The sequence below is a fragment of the Dermabacter sp. HFH0086 genome (assembly GCF_000413375.1).
Classification (GTDB): Bacteria; Actinomycetota; Actinomycetes; order Actinomycetales; family Dermabacteraceae; genus Dermabacter; species Dermabacter hominis.
On sequence record NZ_KE340308.1, the window covers coordinates 1,989,571 to 2,006,284 of the forward strand.

Consider the following 16,714-nt stretch of genomic DNA (forward strand, 5'->3'; position numbering starts at 1 on the left):
AGGTCCTCACAGTGAAGGCTCTGGCCACACACCGCCATCACCCGATGGCGCTCCTTGCCATCATCTTGATGGCGTTGATCGCCACGGGCGGTTTGTTTGCCGTCCTCTCCCCCAAAGACGCATCCGCTGAGGCCTTCTCGGCCTCCGACGTCGCCGAAGGGAAGAAGCTCTTCGTCTCGAACTGCGCGACGTGCCACGGCATGAACGGCGAAGGTCGCAAAGACAGTGACGGCAACACGGTTGGCTCGTCGCTCATCGGCGTTGGCGCCGCTGCCGTCGATTTCCAGGTGGGCACGGGCCGCATGCCCATGCAGGAGTCCGGCCCGCAGGCGCAGCGCAAGCCCGTGCAGTTCACCGATAAGCAGATCTCGCAGCTTGCCGCATACGTGGCCTCGCTGGGCCCCGGCCCGTCGATCCCCACTGAGGAGCAGCTGAGCAAGGAAGGCGCCGACGTCACCAAAGGTGGCGAGATCTTCCGCATCAACTGCGCCATGTGCCACAGCGCGTCTGCTGCCGGCGGCGCACTTACGGAAGGCAAGTGGGCCCCGACTCTTCGCGGTGTCGAGGACAAGCACATCTACGAAGCCATGGAATCCGGCCCGCAGAACATGCCGGTGTTTAACGACAACAACCTGAGCCCCGAAGACAAACGCGACGTCATCGCCTACCTCAACCAGCTTGAAGAGAACGGCTCGCCCGGCGGCTACTCGCTCGGCGCACTCGGCCCGGTCACCGAGGGCCTCTTCGCCTGGACGGCGATTCTCGCGATTCTGCTCGGCTGCGCTATCTGGTTGGGAGCTAAGGCAAAGTGAACGAACTGACACACAACATCGACGGCACCTCGCCGCGCAAGGGCGTAAGCACCGTCGCGCGCGCGGAAGAGGGCGGTTTCCGCAACCCGGGCATTCCGCCGCACGAGTACCGCCAAGCAGATCTCGACCCCAAAGCTGAAAAGCGCGCCGAGCGCATCGTCTCGCTGCTGTTCGTCCTCTCGATTCTCGGCACGGCGTTCTTTATCGCCTCCTACTTCCTGTTCAGCCCCACGGGCACGAACCTCCTTGCAGAAGAGGGCACCCTCTCAGCGGTGCACTGGTCAACTCTCACCATGGGTATCGGCCTCGCTGTTGGCATCTTCTTCATCGGTGCAGGTGCGATCCACTGGGCAAAGACGCTCATGCCCGATCACGAAGTCACCGAGGAGCGTCACGCACAGCGCGGCAATGAAGAAACGCGCGAAGCCGCGTCGAAGATTCTTGTCGACGGCATCAATGAGTCCGGTATCGCCCGCCGCCCGCTGGTCGTCGCCTCGCTCGTGGGTGCACTGGCGGCCCTTCCGATCGCCGTGCTCTTCCCGATCTCGACCCTCGGCCCCCTTCCCGGCAATAAGCTCCACCACACGTTCTGGGGCCGCGCCACGGAAAACAAGAAGCGCGTTCGCATCGCCCGCGACCATGACCAGACGCCCATCAAGGCTTCGGACGTCACCGTCGGCTCGATTTTCCACGTGATGCCCGAGGGCCTCACCGAGGAGACTCCCGACTGGATCGAGGAGCGCGCGAAAGCAGCAGCAATTCTCGTGCGCATCGATCCTGCAGACGGCAAGAATGAGGCCTCGCTCGAGGCTGGCCACGAGGGAATCCTCGCGTTCTCGAAGATCTGCACGCACGTCGGTTGCCCCGTCGCGCTCTACGAACAGCAGACCCACCACATGCTGTGCCCGTGCCACCAGTCGACCTTCGATGTCACCGACGGCGCCAAGGTTGTCTTCGGCCCGGCGCACCGTCCGCTCCCGCAGCTCCCTATCGAGGTTGACGACGAGGGCTACCTTGTCGCAACCGGCGATTTCCCCGAGCCCATCGGTCCCAGCTTCTGGGACATTCACAAGGAGAAGTAATTCCTCATGAGTGACACCCAGACCACCGGCCTCGACCGCAACTCGAAGGCCTTCAAGCTCGGCTCGGTAGGCGCTAGCTGGCTCGATGAGCGTACGAGCGGCGCCAATATCGTCAAAGGTTTCGCACGGAAGATTTTCCCCGACCACTGGTCGTTCATGTTCGGCGAAGTCGCGCTCTATAGTTTCGTTGTTCTCGTAATCTCGGGCATCTTCCTCACGATGTTCTTCGTTCCCTCGATGAATGAAGTCGTCTACGAAGGCTCCTACACGGCGCTCCAGGGAGCGCACATGTCAGCAGCGTTCAACTCGACGCTGCACCTGTCATTCGACGTGTGGGGTGGCCTCCTCTTCAGGCAGATCCACCACTGGGCAGCGCTCACGTTCATGGTGGCGATCTTCGTGCACATGTTCCGCGTCTTCTTCACGGGTGCTTTCCGCAAGCCGCGTGAGCTCAACTGGCTCATCGGCTTCGGCCTCATGGTGCTCGCGATGCTCGCCGGCTTCTCCGGGTACTCGCTTCCCGACGACGTCCTCTCGGGCAACGGTTTGCGTATTGCCGACGGTGTCATGAAGGCCATCCCGATCCTCGGCACCTACGGCTCGATGCTCATGTTTGGCGGTGAATTCCCGGGCCACGACATCATTCCGCGCCTGTTCACGGTGCACATCCTCATCATCCCGGGTGCGATCCTTGCACTCATCGCGCTGCACATGTTCTTCCTCGTGATGCACAAGCACACGCAGTACCCCGGCCCGGGCCGCACCGATCGCAACGTGGTCGGTTACCCACTCTTCCCCGTTTACACGGCAAAAGCCGGCGGTTTCTTCTTCATCGTGTTCGGCGTACTCACTCTCGTGGGAGCCACCGTCGCCATGAACCCGGTGTGGAACTACGGTCCTTACGACCCCTCCCCCGTGTCGGCTGGTTCACAGCCCGACTGGTACATGCTGTTCCTCGAAGGCTCGCTGCGCCTCATGCCAGGCTGGGAGCCCACGATCTTCGGCTACCCAATCTCGCTCAACATCATCATTCCCGGCATGATTTTCCCGGGCATCATGTTCGGCAGCCTCGCGCTGTATCCGTTCATTGAACAGTGGGTCACCGGCGACGACCGCGAACACCACGTTCTCGACCTTCCGTACAACACGCCCGTGCGCACGGGCTTCGGCGTCGCCTGGATTTCTGCCTACGTCGTCTCGATGCTTGCCGGCGCGAATGACCTCATGGCCGTCGCCTTCCACATGTCGCTGAACAACCTCACGTGGTTCTTCCGCATCGGCATCTTCGCGATCCCGGTCATCTCGTTCATCGTGACGAAGCGCGTGTGCCTCTCAATCCAGAAGCACAAGAAGCAGATCGCCCTCCACGGCGTTGAAACCGGCAAGGTTGTGCGCATGGAGAACGGTGAAACGCTCGAGATCCACGAGCCTCTCAGCGAGTATGATCGCTGGGTTCTCGTGAGCTACGACAACCACCGCCCGCTCAAGAAGGGCGAGGGCGTCTCGTCGCTTCGGGCAAAGGCCTCGAGCTTCTTCTTCAAGGATCGCGTGGAGCCTGCGACGCCTGCGGAGCTTCGCGAGGCGCTCGAGCACTCGGGCCACGAGGAGCACAAGATCAAGGCTCTCGTCGGCAGCTGATCGAACGCCCTTCCCGAATTCCATAGAGGTTGTGGGGGTTTGCCACTGAGTTTCGGCTCGGGCAGGCCCCCACTTCTGTGTGCCAGGGCTTCTGCTGCTTCGCCTCTTGCTTCCCTACCACGCCTCCGTTCCCTTCTCTTCTGTCCCCCTCTTCCCTCCTAACCGGATTGAGGGCAGTCAAACTTCGTTAGTTCGCGTGGTGGTCTTACGCCGGCGGTCCGACGGTTGCTGGGCTTTCATGTGTGGGCGCCTCGCGCACGAAACCGGCAAGAGGTCTAGAGAGAGCACAGCCATTTCGCTCGCACCACAGTAAAAGAACTTAAGTCTGCCCGAACATCCAAGTGAACTTTTCTACTCCCTATCCCACCAGAAGATAGTTTGTCGCCCCCGCCCTGAGCGCCCTGCGCTTTACACAAGCACAGCGCTCGACCGGAAAATCGGATCTACCAGCCAACGGCAAGAAGACTCGCATTATTGCGTTAGAGCCCCCAATCAATCACGCATCCCAACTCTAGGCCCGCCGCGGCACTTCTAGACGCCAGCGCGAGACCTCAAATCGCCCGAATGGGGCGGCGTCAATTCACTGACAGCGCTCGGAATCGTGCAGTGATTCCTGTACGATAATCGTGCAATTATTGCTGCACGATTGATGGAGGCCCGATGACACCCCGCAAATATCACCACCCGAATCCTGACGAAATCAGTTTGCCTAGGGTGCTTGCCGCCCTGAGCGACCCTACGCGGTTAGAAATGATCTGCCGCCTGGCGGACGGGCAGGAGCACGACAGCCTTGAACTCGCGGACGATCTCCCCCGTTCGACGCTGACGTACCACACGCGCATGCTGCGAGAGGCAGGAATGACCTGGACGAGGAGCGAGGGCCGCGCATGTCTAATCCAGCTGCGGCGCGAGGATCTGGATCAGCTGTTCCCAGGGGTTCTTGCGGCAGTACTCGCGAGCGCAGACTCAAGGGAGCCACAAGAATGATGCGTCGACTGTGGCCATTCGTGTTGGGCAGCGTCGCTCTCGGCCTGGACGCCTATGTCGTGGCGGGACTTTTACCCGACGTCGCATCTTCATTGGGAACTAGGGAAGCCGATGTTGGGTTAAGCGTTGCGGCATTCACGGGCTCCTACGCAGTCTCGGGCCCCTTACTTGCGGGACGCGCTGGGCAGCGGTCGCGACGCAGTTTGGTTACAGCCTTGCTGGTATTCACGGTAGCGAACCTGATCACAGCACTGTCACCAACGATTGGGGTCTTCCTGGCCACTCGTATAGTCGCTGGCGCGGCGGCAGGCGTGTATTCGCCACTGTCGTCCGCGGTGGCCTCAGAGGTTGTGGATCAACAGCGTCGAGGTCGTGCGGTGGCTATGGTTCTTGCCGGTCTGGCAGTCGGTACCGTGTTCGGCGTGCCCATCGGACTTTTCCTGGCTCGACTGTGGGGGTGGCGCGCGGCGATACTACTGATCGTGATCATTGGCTGCGCTGCACTAGCAGGCATAACGCTGCGCGGCGGCAAACTACCGTCAATTCCGGCGTCTAGCGCTGCTGACCGACTGCGATCCATCACAAGCCCACGGAATCTCCTCACGATTTCAGTAACGCTTCTCACCGCAGTGGCTTCCTTGGGGCTCTACACCTACCTGACCGTCGTGCTGTCCGCCGGAAGCCTAGCGTCGCATCAGAGCCTGGGGATTTGGGTCTGGGGACTCGGTGGGGCGCTCGGAGCTCTAGGCATCGGATGGCTCGTGGACAGGTGTGACCCCTTGCGCTTGAGCGCTGTCATCCTCGCCGGCCTGACATGCGCGCTGATCGGCATGACTCAGGGGCATCTGCCAGGGGTCACCGTGGTGAGCCTGTTCATTTGGGGGCTGTGTGGTTGGTCATCCCTCGCGCCCCAGCAGCATGTGCTCCTGCAGGCGAATCCAGCAGATGGTGCCACGGCTGTGGCTGCTAACGCATCAGCCAACTACCTGGGATCGGCACTAGGGGCGACTCTTGGCTCGCTGTTGGTGGCTGCGCACGTGGCGCCAGACGTGCTATGCGGTTCGGCAGCTGGCGTTGCCGCACTCGCACTGCTCTGCCAGATTGTTCGACAACGGGTCGGGTTCCAAAGCGTAGACGCGTAACCCAACACGTTTTCAAGCCACTCCATCGCTTCTCGATTCAACAGCCCGCGCTCTACTAGAACTCGCCCAGCGCCCAAGCTCTCTTTCCCCCCCCCCGACTGCCAGGGGGTCTCGCCGACAGCGAAGCGCTAGCGCATCACTCGCACCTAAGGCAGTCCAAGTGGAACCGCAGCTGACGACCTACCAACACCTCCGCAATACCGACTCATCCACGGCAGTGGATGTCTCCTTGTCGCCATCACCCTCGCTGCCAGCCTTTCCCTGTCGGGCAAGGGCTACGTTCTTACCCGCCTTAGCAAGGATGAATGGCGTGATGGCTTCGTGGGCAGATTGCGCAATTTCTAATCTCCGTAATCACGCCATCCACAACTAGCCTGGCCAATCCACTTTACGTCCCACCACTTACGGCAAGCTCATCCACGAGGCATCGAGGGTTTCGCGATATCGAGCAAAGTGCCCGGCCGGCTCTCTTAGAGCCTGCCGGGCATTCGACAGCGTGGATTCTATGTTTTCAGGCTGCCCCGCGGAACGCGGTCGCTTACCTAAATTTCAGTGGCTGTTGTGCCCCACCGAGTAGGCCATAACCCACATGATGACGCCGATCATGCCGATCACGATTCCGAGCGCGGTGATCCAGTAGGCGATTGGGAAACCGCCGAACGCGAGGGAAGCACCGACCGCACACACGAGTGGCGCCCAGCTGTAGGGAGCGAAGACGCCCTTGTGGCCGGCTTCTTCGTGAACTTCGGCGTTGTCGTCGTCTTGAGCACCTCCGCCGAAGCGGCGCTCGCTCATCCACACGTAGATGGCGATCATCCAGCACATTGCTGCGAGAGCAAAGAGTGCGGGAACGCCGACCCACTCGATGCCGCCGGGATCGACGTTGAGGGTGAGGAGGGTGTAAACAACGCCGACGACGGTCACGAAGCAGCCGATGAGGGCGAAGATGATGACGTTGGTGCGCATTCTTACTTACCTCCGTGGGCGCTAACGAGGGCTGTCTCGTCGCGGTTGACGTGGACCTGGTCGATCGCGGCGACTTCCGGGAACTTCTGGTCGAAGGCCGGACGTTCGGAGCGGATGCGCGGCAGCTCGACGAAGTTGTGGCGCGGCGGCGGGCACGAGGTTGCCCACTCGAGGGAAGCGCCGTAGCCCCAGGGGTCGTTCACGGTGACCTTCTCGCCCTTCATGTGGGTGAGGATCACGTTGAGGAAGAACGGAAGAGTCGAGGCACCAAGGATGAAGGCGCCGATCGTGGAGAACTGGTTCATCCACTGGAAACCGTCCTCGGAGAGGTAGTTCATGTAACGGCGCGGTGCACCCTCGACACCCATGAAGTGCTGGATGAGGAAGGTCATGTGGAAGCCGACGAGTAGGAGCCAGAAGTGCACCTTTGCGAGGTCTTCGCGGAGCTTGTATCCGAACATCTTGGGCCACCAGAAGTAGAAGCCCGCGAACATTTCGAAGGCCACCGTGCCGAAGATGACGTAGTGGAAGTGTGCGACGACGAAGTAGGTGTCGCTCAGGTGGAAGTCGAGAACCGGGGTGGAGAGGATGACACCGGTGAGGCCACCAAAGAGGAAGGTGGTCATGAAGCCGAGTGTGAACAGCATTGGCGATTCAAAGGTGAGGGAACCGCGCCACATGGTGCCGACCCAGTTGAAGAACTTCACGCCTGTGGGAACCGCGATCATCATGGTCATGAAGGCGAAGAAGTCGAGCATCACTGCGCCGGTTGTGAACATGTGGTGCGCCCACACGGTCACGGAGAGGGCAGCGATCGAGATCGTCGCATAGACGAGGGTCTTGTAGCCGAAGATGGGCTTGCGGCTGAAGACGGGGATGATTTCAGAGGCGATACCGAAGAACGGCAGCGCGAGAACGTAAACCTCGGGGTGGCCAAAGAACCAGAAGAGGTGCTGCCAGAGGATTGGCCCGCCGTTGGCAGGGTCAAAGATATTGGCGTCGAGCACGCGGTCAGCGCCGAGGGCGAAAAGCGCGGCTGCGAGCGGGGGGAAGACCATGAGGATGAGGATCGACGTAATGAGGACGTTCCACGTGAAGATCGGCATGCGGAACATGGTCATGCCGGGCATGCGCATTGTGATGATGGTCGTGATGAAGTTGACCGCACCGAGGATGGTGCCGAAGCCCTGCATGCACAACCCGAAGGCCCACAGGTCGCCGCCGAGCCCCGGAGTAAAGGTTGTGTCGGAAAGCGGCGCGTAGGCGAACCAGCCGAAGGAGGCCGCACCCTGCGGTGTAAGGAATCCGGCGCAGGCAATGAGTGAGCCGAATCCGGTGAGCCAGTACGAGAACATGTTCAGGCGCGGGAACGCCATGTCGACTGCACCGATTTGAAGCGGCAAAAGGTAGTTTGCGAAGCCGGCAAAGAGCGGTGTGCCGAACATGAGGAGCATGATCGTGCCGTGCATCGTGAAGAGCTGGTTGTACTGCCCCTTGGACACGACCACCTGCAGGCCTGGCTCCCACAGTTCGGCACGAATGAGCAGTGCGAGCACGCCACCGAAGCAGAAGAAGAAAAAGGCGGTAGCCATGTACATGATGCCGATCGTCTTGTGATCGGTCGTGGTGAGCAGCTTGAAGAGCTGGTTGCCCTTCTTCGTCTCAGGCGTGGCCGGGGTGAAGCGGCTCGTGGTCTCTGCGGTTGTAGTGCTCACTTTTTGGCATCCTCACGACGGTTTTCGATGCGGCGGTCGGAATCGTCCTTCATGTTCCAGGACTTTTGGAGGCGGTTGAGGTCGTTCGACAGCTGACCCGTGTTCCCCTTCGCGCGCAGCTCTTCCATGTGCGCTTCGAACTCTTGCTTGGAGACAACCTTGACGTTGAAGAGCATGTCGGAGTGGAACTCACCGCACAGCTCGGCGCATTTGCCGGCGTAGGTGCCTTCGATCTGCGGGGTCACCTGGAAGGCGGTGGTGTGACCGGGGAACATGTCTTTCTTGTAGAGGAAGTCCACGACCCAGAACGAGTGGATGACGTCGCGAGAGTCGAGCTGGAACTCAACGGTTTCGCCAACGGGAAGGTAAAGAGTGGGGAGATCTTCAGCGGCGCCTTCTTCGCCAGTGCGGAAGGACTGGACGCCTGGATCTTCGTGGACATCTGCGTCAACGTAGTTGAAATCCCAGCTCCACTGCTTCGCAACGACGTTGACGGTGACATCCGGGTTCGGGTCGAGACGTTCGATCTCGGAGATGTCACGCTGCGTGAAGTAGAAGAGGGTCATGATCATGATGACCGGAATGAGCGTGAACGTCAGCTCGATCGGAACGTGATAGCGCAGCTGGACGGGGAAGCCCTTGTCGCCCTTCTTGCGGCGGTAGGCGATGGCACACCAGAAGATCAAGCCCCACACGAGAAGGCCGACGGCGAGGAGGGTAATCCACGAACCGGTCCACATTGTGATGATGCGGTCTGTCTGATTCGTGATCTGGTGAGTGGTGTCACCGGGGAGGAATCCTCGCTGCTGCTCTTCCGTGCAGCCCACGAGAGCAAGCGCCGTCAGGGCAAAGGCGGCGATGGCCTTCGGCATTCGGCGGCTGCGTTCCGGGGTTTGGGGGATCACAGGCTGACCTTCCATGTATCGCGTGGCGAATCGGTTGTGGGGAGATTCGCTCTCGATTGTGCGGTTGTTTCTGTCTACCTCGCTCCCGGCGTGGCACGGGGTGTGCACACTAATCGGGACGAGAGTCCTTAGTCATCATACGCGACTTGCCACCAAATGTTGCCTTCACCGTCGCTTTTTGCAGATTCCGTGGGGTTTGCTCAGTCACGTTTGGGCCGCTCGGGACGGGCAAGCAGGTCCAGCGCGAGGTTTTGGGTCCGACGGATGCCCGATTAACGCGCGAGTGGGCCACCGCGTGCGCGGCAGCCCACTCGCGAACTGAACGAACGAGCGCGTTTAGGCGAAGGAGTCTCCGCATGCGCACGAGCTCGACGCATTGGGGTTGTCGATCGTGAAACCTTGCTTCTCGATGGTGTCGGAGAAGTCGATCGTTGCTCCCGACAGGAACGGGATCGAATTCTTGTCGACAACGACCTCGACGCCGTTGAAGTCAACGGTCGCATCGCCCTCAAGGAGACGTTCATCGAAGTAGAGCTGATAGATGAGCCCCGAGCAGCCGCCAGGCTGAACGGCGATACGAAGGCGCAGGTCATCGCGACCTTCTTGCGCGAGAAGCTGTTTCACCTTGTCGGATGCAACCTCGGTGAGGGTCACACCGTGTGCGGGAACAGCTTTAGTTGCGGTGTCGGTCATTGGTCCTCCGTGGTGGTCCGGTATGTCACGTGTGCGTCAAAGCCTACGCGGTTTCTTTCGGTTCGAGCTCGGCGGCGCCGAGCAGGATGAGTGCTTCAGCAACGCAGACGCGTTCGAAGTCGCCGAGGTGGAGCGACTCGTCGACGCCGTGGGCGCGCGAATCCGGGTCTTCAACACCGGTCACGAGCACATCCGCTTTCGGGAACAGCTCGAGAAGATCGGAGATGAAGGGGATCGAGCCACCGAGACCCGTATCGACGGGTTCGACGCCCCACGAGTCATGAAACGCGCGGCGAGCCAGATCCATTCCCGCGCTGCTCGCGGGCGCAAGGAATGGTTTGCCTGCATCGACGGGCGTGAACGTGACCTTCGCGGCGGCCGGCGTGTGGGCTTCAACGTGCTTTCTAAGAACCTCGGTGGCGTGTGCGGGGTCTTCGCCAGGCGCGATGCGCACGCTGACCTTCGCGCGAGCCTTCGATACGAGCGTGTTCGAGGCTTGCTGCACGGCCGGCGCGTCGATGCCGATGACCGAGATCGCGGGCTTCGTCCACAGGCGCGAGGTGATCGATCCGTCGCCGGCGAGCGGCAGCCCTTCGGGGACACCGGCGTCGCGGCGGAAGTCCGCTTCGTCCATGTCAACTTCGGGGGCATCGGCCACGTGAAGACCGTCGACGGCGATCGTGCCGTCGTCGTTGTGGAAGGTCGTGAGGACGCGCGAAAGCTGGGTAAGAGCATCGATCACGGGTCCACCGAACATGCCCGAGTGCACGGAGTAGTCGAGAACCTGAACGTCAAGCTCGAAGGCAACAACGCCGCGAAGGCTCGTCGTGAGGGCGGGGCGGCCGACGGCCCAGTTCGAGGAGTCGGCGACGACGATGATGTCGCTGCGCATGATGTCCTGGTGCTTTTCGAGGAACGGGCGGAAGGTCTCGCTGCCGTATTCCTCTTCACCTTCCACAAACACGACGATGCCGACGCCGGATTCTTCGAGCTCGTCCTTGAGCGCACGCAGGGCGGTCACGTGAGCCATCACGCCGGCCTTGTCGTCGGCAGCGCCGCGGCCGTACAGGCGGCCGTTGCGCTCGGTCGCTTCAAACGGCGGAGTTGTCCATTCGGATTCATCGCCGACGGGCTGCACGTCGTGGTGGGCGTACAGCATGACCGTCGGCTTACCTGGCTTCGCGGGACGTCGCGCGAGAACGGCCGGCGCGCCGCCCTCGACGGATTCGATGCTTACCTCGGGCATACCGGCATCCTTGAGGAGCGCGGCTACTTTTTCGGCACTAGCCCTCACGTGCGACTGGTCGTAACCGTCAAAAGCGATCGAGGGAATCGCGACGAGCGCCGTGAGGTCCTCGAGTGCTTGCGGTTGAAGGGCTTTGACCTTCTCATTGATTGCGTCGACGCTGAGCGACATTCCTCTTCTCCTTCCGCGCCGCTGGCGCGTTAATGGTCTTTGCTCCACCGTATCCCTGCGACCGTCGGAATTCCTCACGAAACCCCGTGCCTACTGTGCGTGTCCGGGCGCCGGGAGTCTAGAATTGGATGGGTGAATACCGACACGACTTCCGCTAACTCCGCCAGCCCTGCCCCAGCCGAGCATTCTGCGACGACCCCGAAGAAGGGGCGCCCGACCCGCTCGCGTAAGGACGCCCAGGCTGCGCGCCGCACGCCGCTCGTTCCGAAGGATCGCAAGGAGGCGAAGCGCCGTTCTAAGCAGAAGGACCGCGCGGCGGCCAATCGCGAGCACCAGGCTCTCCTCACCGGCGATGAGGCGCACTACCCCGTACAGCACCGTGGTGCCGATCGCCGTCTCGTGCGTGACGTCGTCGACTCGCGCCATAACGTCGCCGAGTACTTCTTGCCACTGGCCCTGATCGCGATGCTGTTCCCCTTCGTGATGCAGCTCATCGACCCGGTAAAGTTCCAGGTCGTTTCGATTGTGTTCCTCGCCGTGCTGTGGGCAGGCATCATCGTCGTGGTGATCGATACGTTCCTCGTGCGGCGCAAAATCCGCAAGGCACTCATGGAACGGTTCGGCGTGGTCCCGGCCGGAATGGTGTCGTACGGGCTCCTTCGCTCAACGAACATCCGCCCGTGGCGCATGCCGAAACCGCAGATCAAGCATGGCGAGGACCCTCGTCCGTAGATTTTCTTCGCCCATGGGAAAGCCCCCGGCCCGAACATGTCGTTCGGTAACCGGGGGCTTTGTGCAGGGCCGGGTTACTTGGCGGTGTCCGACGGCTGCTCGGCCTTCGCCGAGTCCTTATCCTTTGCCTTCTTCTCCGGCTTGAAGTCCACGCCCGCTTCCTTACGCTGCTGCGGCGTGATGGGCGCCGGGGCTGCCGTCAGCGGGTCGTAACCGTTACCGGTCTTCGGGAAGGCGATGACATCGCGGATCGAGTCGGTCTTCGCGAGGATCGACACGATGCGATCCCAGCCGAACGCGATGCCGCCGTGGGGCGGCGCACCGAACTTGAACGCCTCGAGGAGGAAGCCGAACTTCTCCTGCGCTTCTTCTTCGCTGATGCCCATCAGTGCGAAGACGCGCTGCTGCACGTCGGCCTGGTGGATACGAATCGAGCCGCCGCCAATCTCGTTGCCGTTGCATACAATGTCGTAGCCGTAGCTGAGCGCCGAGCCAGGGTCGGTGTCAAACGTGTCAAGGAACTCAGGCTTCGGGGACGTGAAGGCGTGGTGAACGGCGGTCCATTCGCCGTGACCAACCGCGACGTCGCCGGCCGCTTCGGCGTCGCCGGCGGGCTCGAACATGGGCGCATCCACGACCCACACGAAAGCGAACTCGTCGGGGTTGATCAGGCCGAGGCGGTCGCCAATCTCGTTGCGCACGGCGCCAAGAAGGGCGCGCGAATTCTTGGCGTCGCCGGCTGCGAAGAACACGCAGTCGCCAGCGCTCGCGCCGACCTTGTCGGCGAGACCGGCCTTCTCCTCGTCGGAGAGGTTCTTGGCGACGGGGCCGCCGAGCGAACCATCCTCCTGGAAGAGGACGTAAGCGAGGCCCTTTGCGCCGCGCTGCTTCGCGAATTCCTGCCACGCATCGAGCGTGCGGCGCGGCTGCGAAGCGCCGCCTTTCATGACGATCGCGCCAACGTACGGCGCCTGGAACACGCGGAACGGCGTGTCCTTGAAGAAGTCGGTCATCTCGGTGATCTCGAGATCGAAACGGAGGTCTGGCTTATCCGAGCCGTAGCGGGCCATCGATTCGTGGTAGGTGATGCGCTTGATCGGCGTTTCAATGTCGTAGCCGATTTGCTTCCACACGTTCACGAGAATCTTCTCGGCAAGCGCGATCACGTCTTCCTGATCAGCGAAGCTCATTTCGACGTCAAGCTGCGTGAACTCGGGCTGGCGGTCGGCGCGGAAGTCTTCGTCGCGGTAGCAGCGAGCGAGCTGGAAGTAGCGTTCCATGCCGCCCACCATGAGCAGCTGCTTGAAAAGCTGCGGCGACTGCGGAAGTGCGTACCACGATCCGGGAGCGAGGCGTGCCGGGACGAGGAAGTCGCGCGCCCCCTCGGGGGTCGAGCGGGTAAGGGTTGGCGTTTCGATCTCGACGAAGTCTTCGTTGAGGAGCACCTCGCGCGCGGCCTGATTGACTTTCGAGCGCAGGCGCAACGCATATGCCGTTTCCGCACGGCGCATATCCAGGTAGCGGTAGCGCAAGCGAGCTTCCTCGCCGACCTCACTGTGCTCATCGAGCTGGAACGGGAGCGCAGCGGCGGGGTTGAGCACCTCAACCTCGGAGGCGATGACCTCGATGTCGCCCGTGGGAAGGGCCGGGTTTTCGTTACCTTCGGGGCGGCGCTCGACCTTGCCCGTGACCTTGAGCACGAACTCGTTTCGCAGGTGGTGCGCGTCTTCCTCGCGAACAACGACCTGCGACACCCCCGAGGCGTCACGCAGATCGAGGAAGGCCACACCGCCATGGTCACGGCGCCTTCCAATCCAGCCGGCGAGAGTGACGTCCTGGCCGATGTGATCTGCCCTCAGATCACCGGCGCGGTGGGTGCGAAGCATGAAGATTCCTTTGACTTCGGGGTGGTCGGTCGTGTGCGGCGCATGCATGCGCGGGCACCGTACGGGTGCGGTGCGCTCGGCGGTCAGCCGCAATCCGCACCAGTTTAGCGCGCACGGCTAGCGGGTGCAGTCCGACGGTTTCCGCTCAACCGTCGGACCTGCCCCAGATCTCATTGCCGCCTGCCCCTGCCCCGTCTCCTGTCCCTTTCTCCCGTGTCTCCTCCCCTCCAGCGAACTCCAACTCCCCCAGCCCGTCTCTCCTCCCCTCCGGCGGCACTCCCCCTGCCCGTCTCTCCTCGCTCCTTGGGTCGCCCCTGTCTCCGTTCCACGCCGCTCCCGCAACGAAAGTGGTGATTTTTGGCGTAAAGGACCTGATAAGCATCGTGAGGCGGCGATTTTTCACCACTTTCACCGAATCTTCTGGGGCGATAGGAACGAGGCGCCCCCAGGGACGAGAGGGGTTGGAGCCCAAGTGGGGGGGCGAGGGCGAGCGGGGAAAGCAATGGGCGAGCAGCAAGAGCAAGAGGTGATGCAAGAGAAATGGGGCCAAAAGCCACACGAACGATGCGCGAGGCCAGTAGAGAAATCTTGCGGAGGTGACCATTGTCGCGCCCTTCCCCCTCCCCTTGCGCCCCTGTTTTCCGTAAGCTGGTTCCAGCACGTGTGAGCGCCATGTGGGCGCGATGAGGACTTAGCGCCGATCCGGACGGCGCATTTTTTTGTGCGGGATTCCCGCGGGGACGTGCTCGACAGAATGAGGGGCCGATGAGCGGCCCGAAAATGTTCACGTGCGTATTCCGGGGCGGGCGTGTGTGATGGCCCGGAAGGACCCGAATAATGACGACCGACAACCACAACGACACGGAAATCGCCCTGGAAAACCGCGAAGAAATCGCGGAAGCGCTCGAAATGGATGGCATGGCGCAGGCCGGTACAGACGCCGCAGACGGCGGCACGGATACAGACACCCCCGAAGAAACAGCCAATGACGAGCGCATGCGCTTCGATGAACTCGGCCTTCCGCCGGAGCTTCTCGCCGCCGTGCACGACCTCGGGTTCACCCATCCCTCCCCCATCCAAGAACGCGCCATTCCCGCACTGCTCGAAGGGCGAAGCGTCCTCGGCGTCGCCCAGACCGGTACGGGTAAAACCGCCGCGTTTGGTCTGCCGCTGCTCGCTGAAATCCGAGCTTCGAACCGCTCTACCCAGGGACTCGTTCTTGCCCCAACGCGAGAACTCGCCATGCAGGTGGCCGATGCAATCCAGTCGTTCGCCGCGAAGCTCGATGGGGTGAACGTCGTGAGCGTGTATGGCGGCGCCCCGTACGGCCCACAGGAAAGAGCGCTCGAGCGCGGCGCCCATGTCATTGTCGGCACGCCCGGGCGCGTCATCGACCATCTCAAGCGCGGCAATATCGTGCTCGACGACCTCTCGACACTCGTGCTGGACGAGGCCGATGAAATGCTCCGCATGGGCTTCGCCGAGGACGTCGACGAAATCCTCGGTTTTGCCCCGAAGCAGAAGCGCATGGCACTTTTCAGCGCAACCATGCCTCCCGCGATTAAGCGCGTTGCGGAGGAGCACATGCCCGATGCGGTCAGCGTCGCCGTCGCCCGTCAGTCGACGACCGTCACAAGCGTCGACCAGAAGTACGCGGTCGTGCCGTTCCGCCACAAGACGGGTGCCCTCACTCGCATCGTTGAGACGACGGATGCCGATGCCACGATCGTGTTTGTGCGCACGCGTAGCGCGGCTGAAGAAGTAGGAACGGCGCTCATTGCTCGCGGCATCGTGGCTGCGACCATCTCGGGCGACGTCCCACAAAAGGAGCGCGAGCGTATCGTCGAGCGCCTGCGCGACGGTTCACTCACGGTCCTCGTCGCGACCGACGTTGCCGCCCGAGGTCTAGACGTCGAACGCATCGGCCTCGTGGTCAATTTTGATATTCCCTCGGAACCGGAGGCATACGTCCACCGCATTGGCCGCACCGGCCGCGCTGGCCGCACGGGGCAGGCGATTACTTTCGTCGCACCTCACGAAAAGCGAAAGCTTCGCAACATCGAGCGCACAACTCGTCAGGAACTTGAGGAAGTGCAGATCCCCTCACCGCTCGACGTCTCGCGCCACAAGATGAAAAAGGTGCTGAGTGAGGTACCCGCGCGTCTCGAGAAGGGACGCCTCAACCTCTACTACGACCTCCTCAACGAGTTCTTGAGCGAAAACAATGTCTCGATTGAACAGGTAGCAGCGGCGCTCGGCGCGATGACGGTCGGCGACGACGGCCCACGCGCGAGCGATGATGAGTTCACGGGTGCAAGCTTCCGCGATAAGGGAGCCAAGGGCGATCGCCCCGATCGCAAAGATCGTGGCGATCGGGGAGATCGCAACCGCGGCGAGAAGCGCTCACGCCGCTCGAGTGCTGGCTTCACGACCTACCGCATCGCAGTCGGTAAGAATAATGGCGTGCGCCCGCAGGCAATCGTTGGAGCAATCGCCGGCGAGGGCGGACTCAATGGTCAGGATGTCGGCAAGATCGATCTCTTCCCCTCGTTCTCGCTCGTCGAGCTTCGCGATGGCGTCGACGAGGCAGCGCTCGCGCGCATTGGCCGCGCGCGCGTGGGTGGCAAGCCGATGCGTATTCAGGTCGATCAGGGTCCAAAGAAGGGCGGAAAATTCAAGACCCGCAAGGGCAAGCGATTCGAGGACCGCGGCGCAAAGAAGTCCAATCGCTGGTAAAGC

General features: G+C 61.9%; 13 protein-coding genes. 7 read left to right on the top strand and 6 right to left on the bottom strand.

Features of this window, described 5'->3' with window-relative positions; translation table 11 throughout:
• The first annotated feature begins 11 nt into the window (after positions 1–11).
• From HMPREF1484_RS08780 to HMPREF1484_RS08800, 5 genes are all read left to right on the top strand, one after another.
• Entirely contained in the window at positions 12–812 is an 801-nt protein-coding gene (locus HMPREF1484_RS08780) for a c-type cytochrome (protein WP_016664688.1), read from the top strand.
• Between the two features lie 5 nt (positions 813–817).
• Positions 818–1,894, top strand: coding sequence for a Rieske 2Fe-2S domain-containing protein (locus HMPREF1484_RS08785; protein WP_040386996.1), 1,077 nt, complete (start codon positions 818–820; stop codon positions 1,892–1,894).
• A 6-nt stretch (positions 1,895–1,900) separates the two neighbouring features.
• Positions 1,901–3,532: a cytochrome bc complex cytochrome b subunit gene (locus HMPREF1484_RS08790; RefSeq protein WP_016664690.1), complete on the top strand. Its 1,632-nt coding sequence runs from the start codon at positions 1,901–1,903 to the stop codon at positions 3,530–3,532.
• A 660-nt stretch (positions 3,533–4,192) separates the two neighbouring features.
• Positions 4,193–4,519: a helix-turn-helix transcriptional regulator gene (locus tag HMPREF1484_RS08795; RefSeq protein ID WP_016664691.1), complete on the top strand. Its 327-nt coding sequence runs from the start codon at positions 4,193–4,195 to the stop codon at positions 4,517–4,519.
• Positions 4,519–5,661, top strand: a complete 1,143-nt coding sequence (locus tag HMPREF1484_RS08800; protein ID WP_232049733.1) for an MFS transporter — start codon at positions 4,519–4,521, stop codon at positions 5,659–5,661. Before HMPREF1484_RS08795 ends, HMPREF1484_RS08800 begins: the two co-directional genes overlap by 1 nt.
• A gap of 549 nt (positions 5,662–6,210) precedes the next feature.
• Here HMPREF1484_RS08800 and HMPREF1484_RS08805 read toward each other — a convergent pair.
• From HMPREF1484_RS08805 to HMPREF1484_RS08825, 5 genes are all read right to left on the bottom strand, one after another.
• Positions 6,211–6,627 (bottom strand): cytochrome c oxidase subunit 4, encoded by a 417-nt coding sequence (locus HMPREF1484_RS08805; RefSeq protein ID WP_016664693.1) that lies wholly within the window; start codon positions 6,625–6,627, stop codon positions 6,211–6,213.
• A gap of 2 nt (positions 6,628–6,629) precedes the next feature.
• On the bottom strand, positions 6,630–8,342 hold the full coding sequence (gene ctaD / locus HMPREF1484_RS08810) for a cytochrome c oxidase subunit I (protein WP_016664694.1): 1,713 nt from the start codon (positions 8,340–8,342) through the stop codon (positions 6,630–6,632).
• Positions 8,339–9,247 carry a cytochrome c oxidase subunit II gene (gene coxB / locus HMPREF1484_RS08815; protein ID WP_016664695.1) on the bottom strand — a complete coding sequence of 303 codons (909 nt, stop codon included), beginning with the start codon at positions 9,245–9,247 and terminating at the stop codon, positions 8,339–8,341. The genes ctaD and coxB overlap by 4 nt, the downstream gene beginning before the upstream one ends.
• Positions 9,248–9,583: 336 nt before the next feature.
• Entirely contained in the window at positions 9,584–9,940 is a 357-nt protein-coding gene (locus tag HMPREF1484_RS08820) for an iron-sulfur cluster assembly accessory protein (protein ID WP_016664696.1), read from the bottom strand.
• A 43-nt stretch (positions 9,941–9,983) separates the two neighbouring features.
• On the bottom strand, positions 9,984–11,357 hold the full coding sequence (locus HMPREF1484_RS08825) for a dipeptidase (protein ID WP_016664697.1): 1,374 nt from the start codon (positions 11,355–11,357) through the stop codon (positions 9,984–9,986).
• A 132-nt stretch (positions 11,358–11,489) separates the two neighbouring features.
• On the opposite strand from HMPREF1484_RS08825, the gene HMPREF1484_RS08830 reads away from it, so the two are divergent.
• A complete protein-coding gene (locus HMPREF1484_RS08830; protein ID WP_016664698.1) occupies positions 11,490–12,089 on the top strand; it encodes a DUF3043 domain-containing protein in 600 nt (199 codons plus the stop codon).
• Between the two features lie 74 nt (positions 12,090–12,163).
• On the opposite strand, the gene aspS is transcribed toward HMPREF1484_RS08830, so the two are convergent.
• On the bottom strand, positions 12,164–13,975 hold the full coding sequence (gene aspS, locus HMPREF1484_RS08835; RefSeq protein ID WP_016664699.1) for an aspartate--tRNA ligase: 1,812 nt from the start codon (positions 13,973–13,975) through the stop codon (positions 12,164–12,166).
• Between the two features lie 837 nt (positions 13,976–14,812).
• Between aspS and HMPREF1484_RS08845 the strand changes: the two genes are divergently transcribed.
• Positions 14,813–16,711 (top strand): DEAD/DEAH box helicase, encoded by a 1,899-nt coding sequence (locus HMPREF1484_RS08845; protein WP_016664700.1) that lies wholly within the window; start codon positions 14,813–14,815, stop codon positions 16,709–16,711.
• The last annotated feature ends 3 nt before the right edge of the window (positions 16,712–16,714 follow it).

Coding starts and splice junctions, on each gene's coding strand:
- HMPREF1484_RS08790 (WP_016664690.1), top strand. CDS start 1,901: ATGAGTGACACCCAGACCACCGGCCTCGACCGCAACTCGAAGGCCTTC.
- HMPREF1484_RS08795 (WP_016664691.1), top strand. CDS start 4,193: ATGACACCCCGCAAATATCACCACCCGAATCCTGACGAAATCAGTTTG.
- HMPREF1484_RS08800 (WP_232049733.1), top strand. CDS start 4,519: ATGCGTCGACTGTGGCCATTCGTGTTGGGCAGCGTCGCTCTCGGCCTG.
- HMPREF1484_RS08805 (WP_016664693.1), bottom strand. CDS start 6,627: ATGCGCACCAACGTCATCATCTTCGCCCTCATCGGCTGCTTCGTGACC.
- HMPREF1484_RS08820 (WP_016664696.1), bottom strand. CDS start 9,940: ATGACCGACACCGCAACTAAAGCTGTTCCCGCACACGGTGTGACCCTC.
- HMPREF1484_RS08825 (WP_016664697.1), bottom strand. CDS start 11,357: ATGTCGCTCAGCGTCGACGCAATCAATGAGAAGGTCAAAGCCCTTCAA.
- aspS (WP_016664699.1), bottom strand. CDS start 13,975: ATGCTTCGCACCCACCGCGCCGGTGATCTGAGGGCAGATCACATCGGC.
- HMPREF1484_RS08845 (WP_016664700.1), top strand. CDS start 14,813: ATGACGACCGACAACCACAACGACACGGAAATCGCCCTGGAAAACCGC.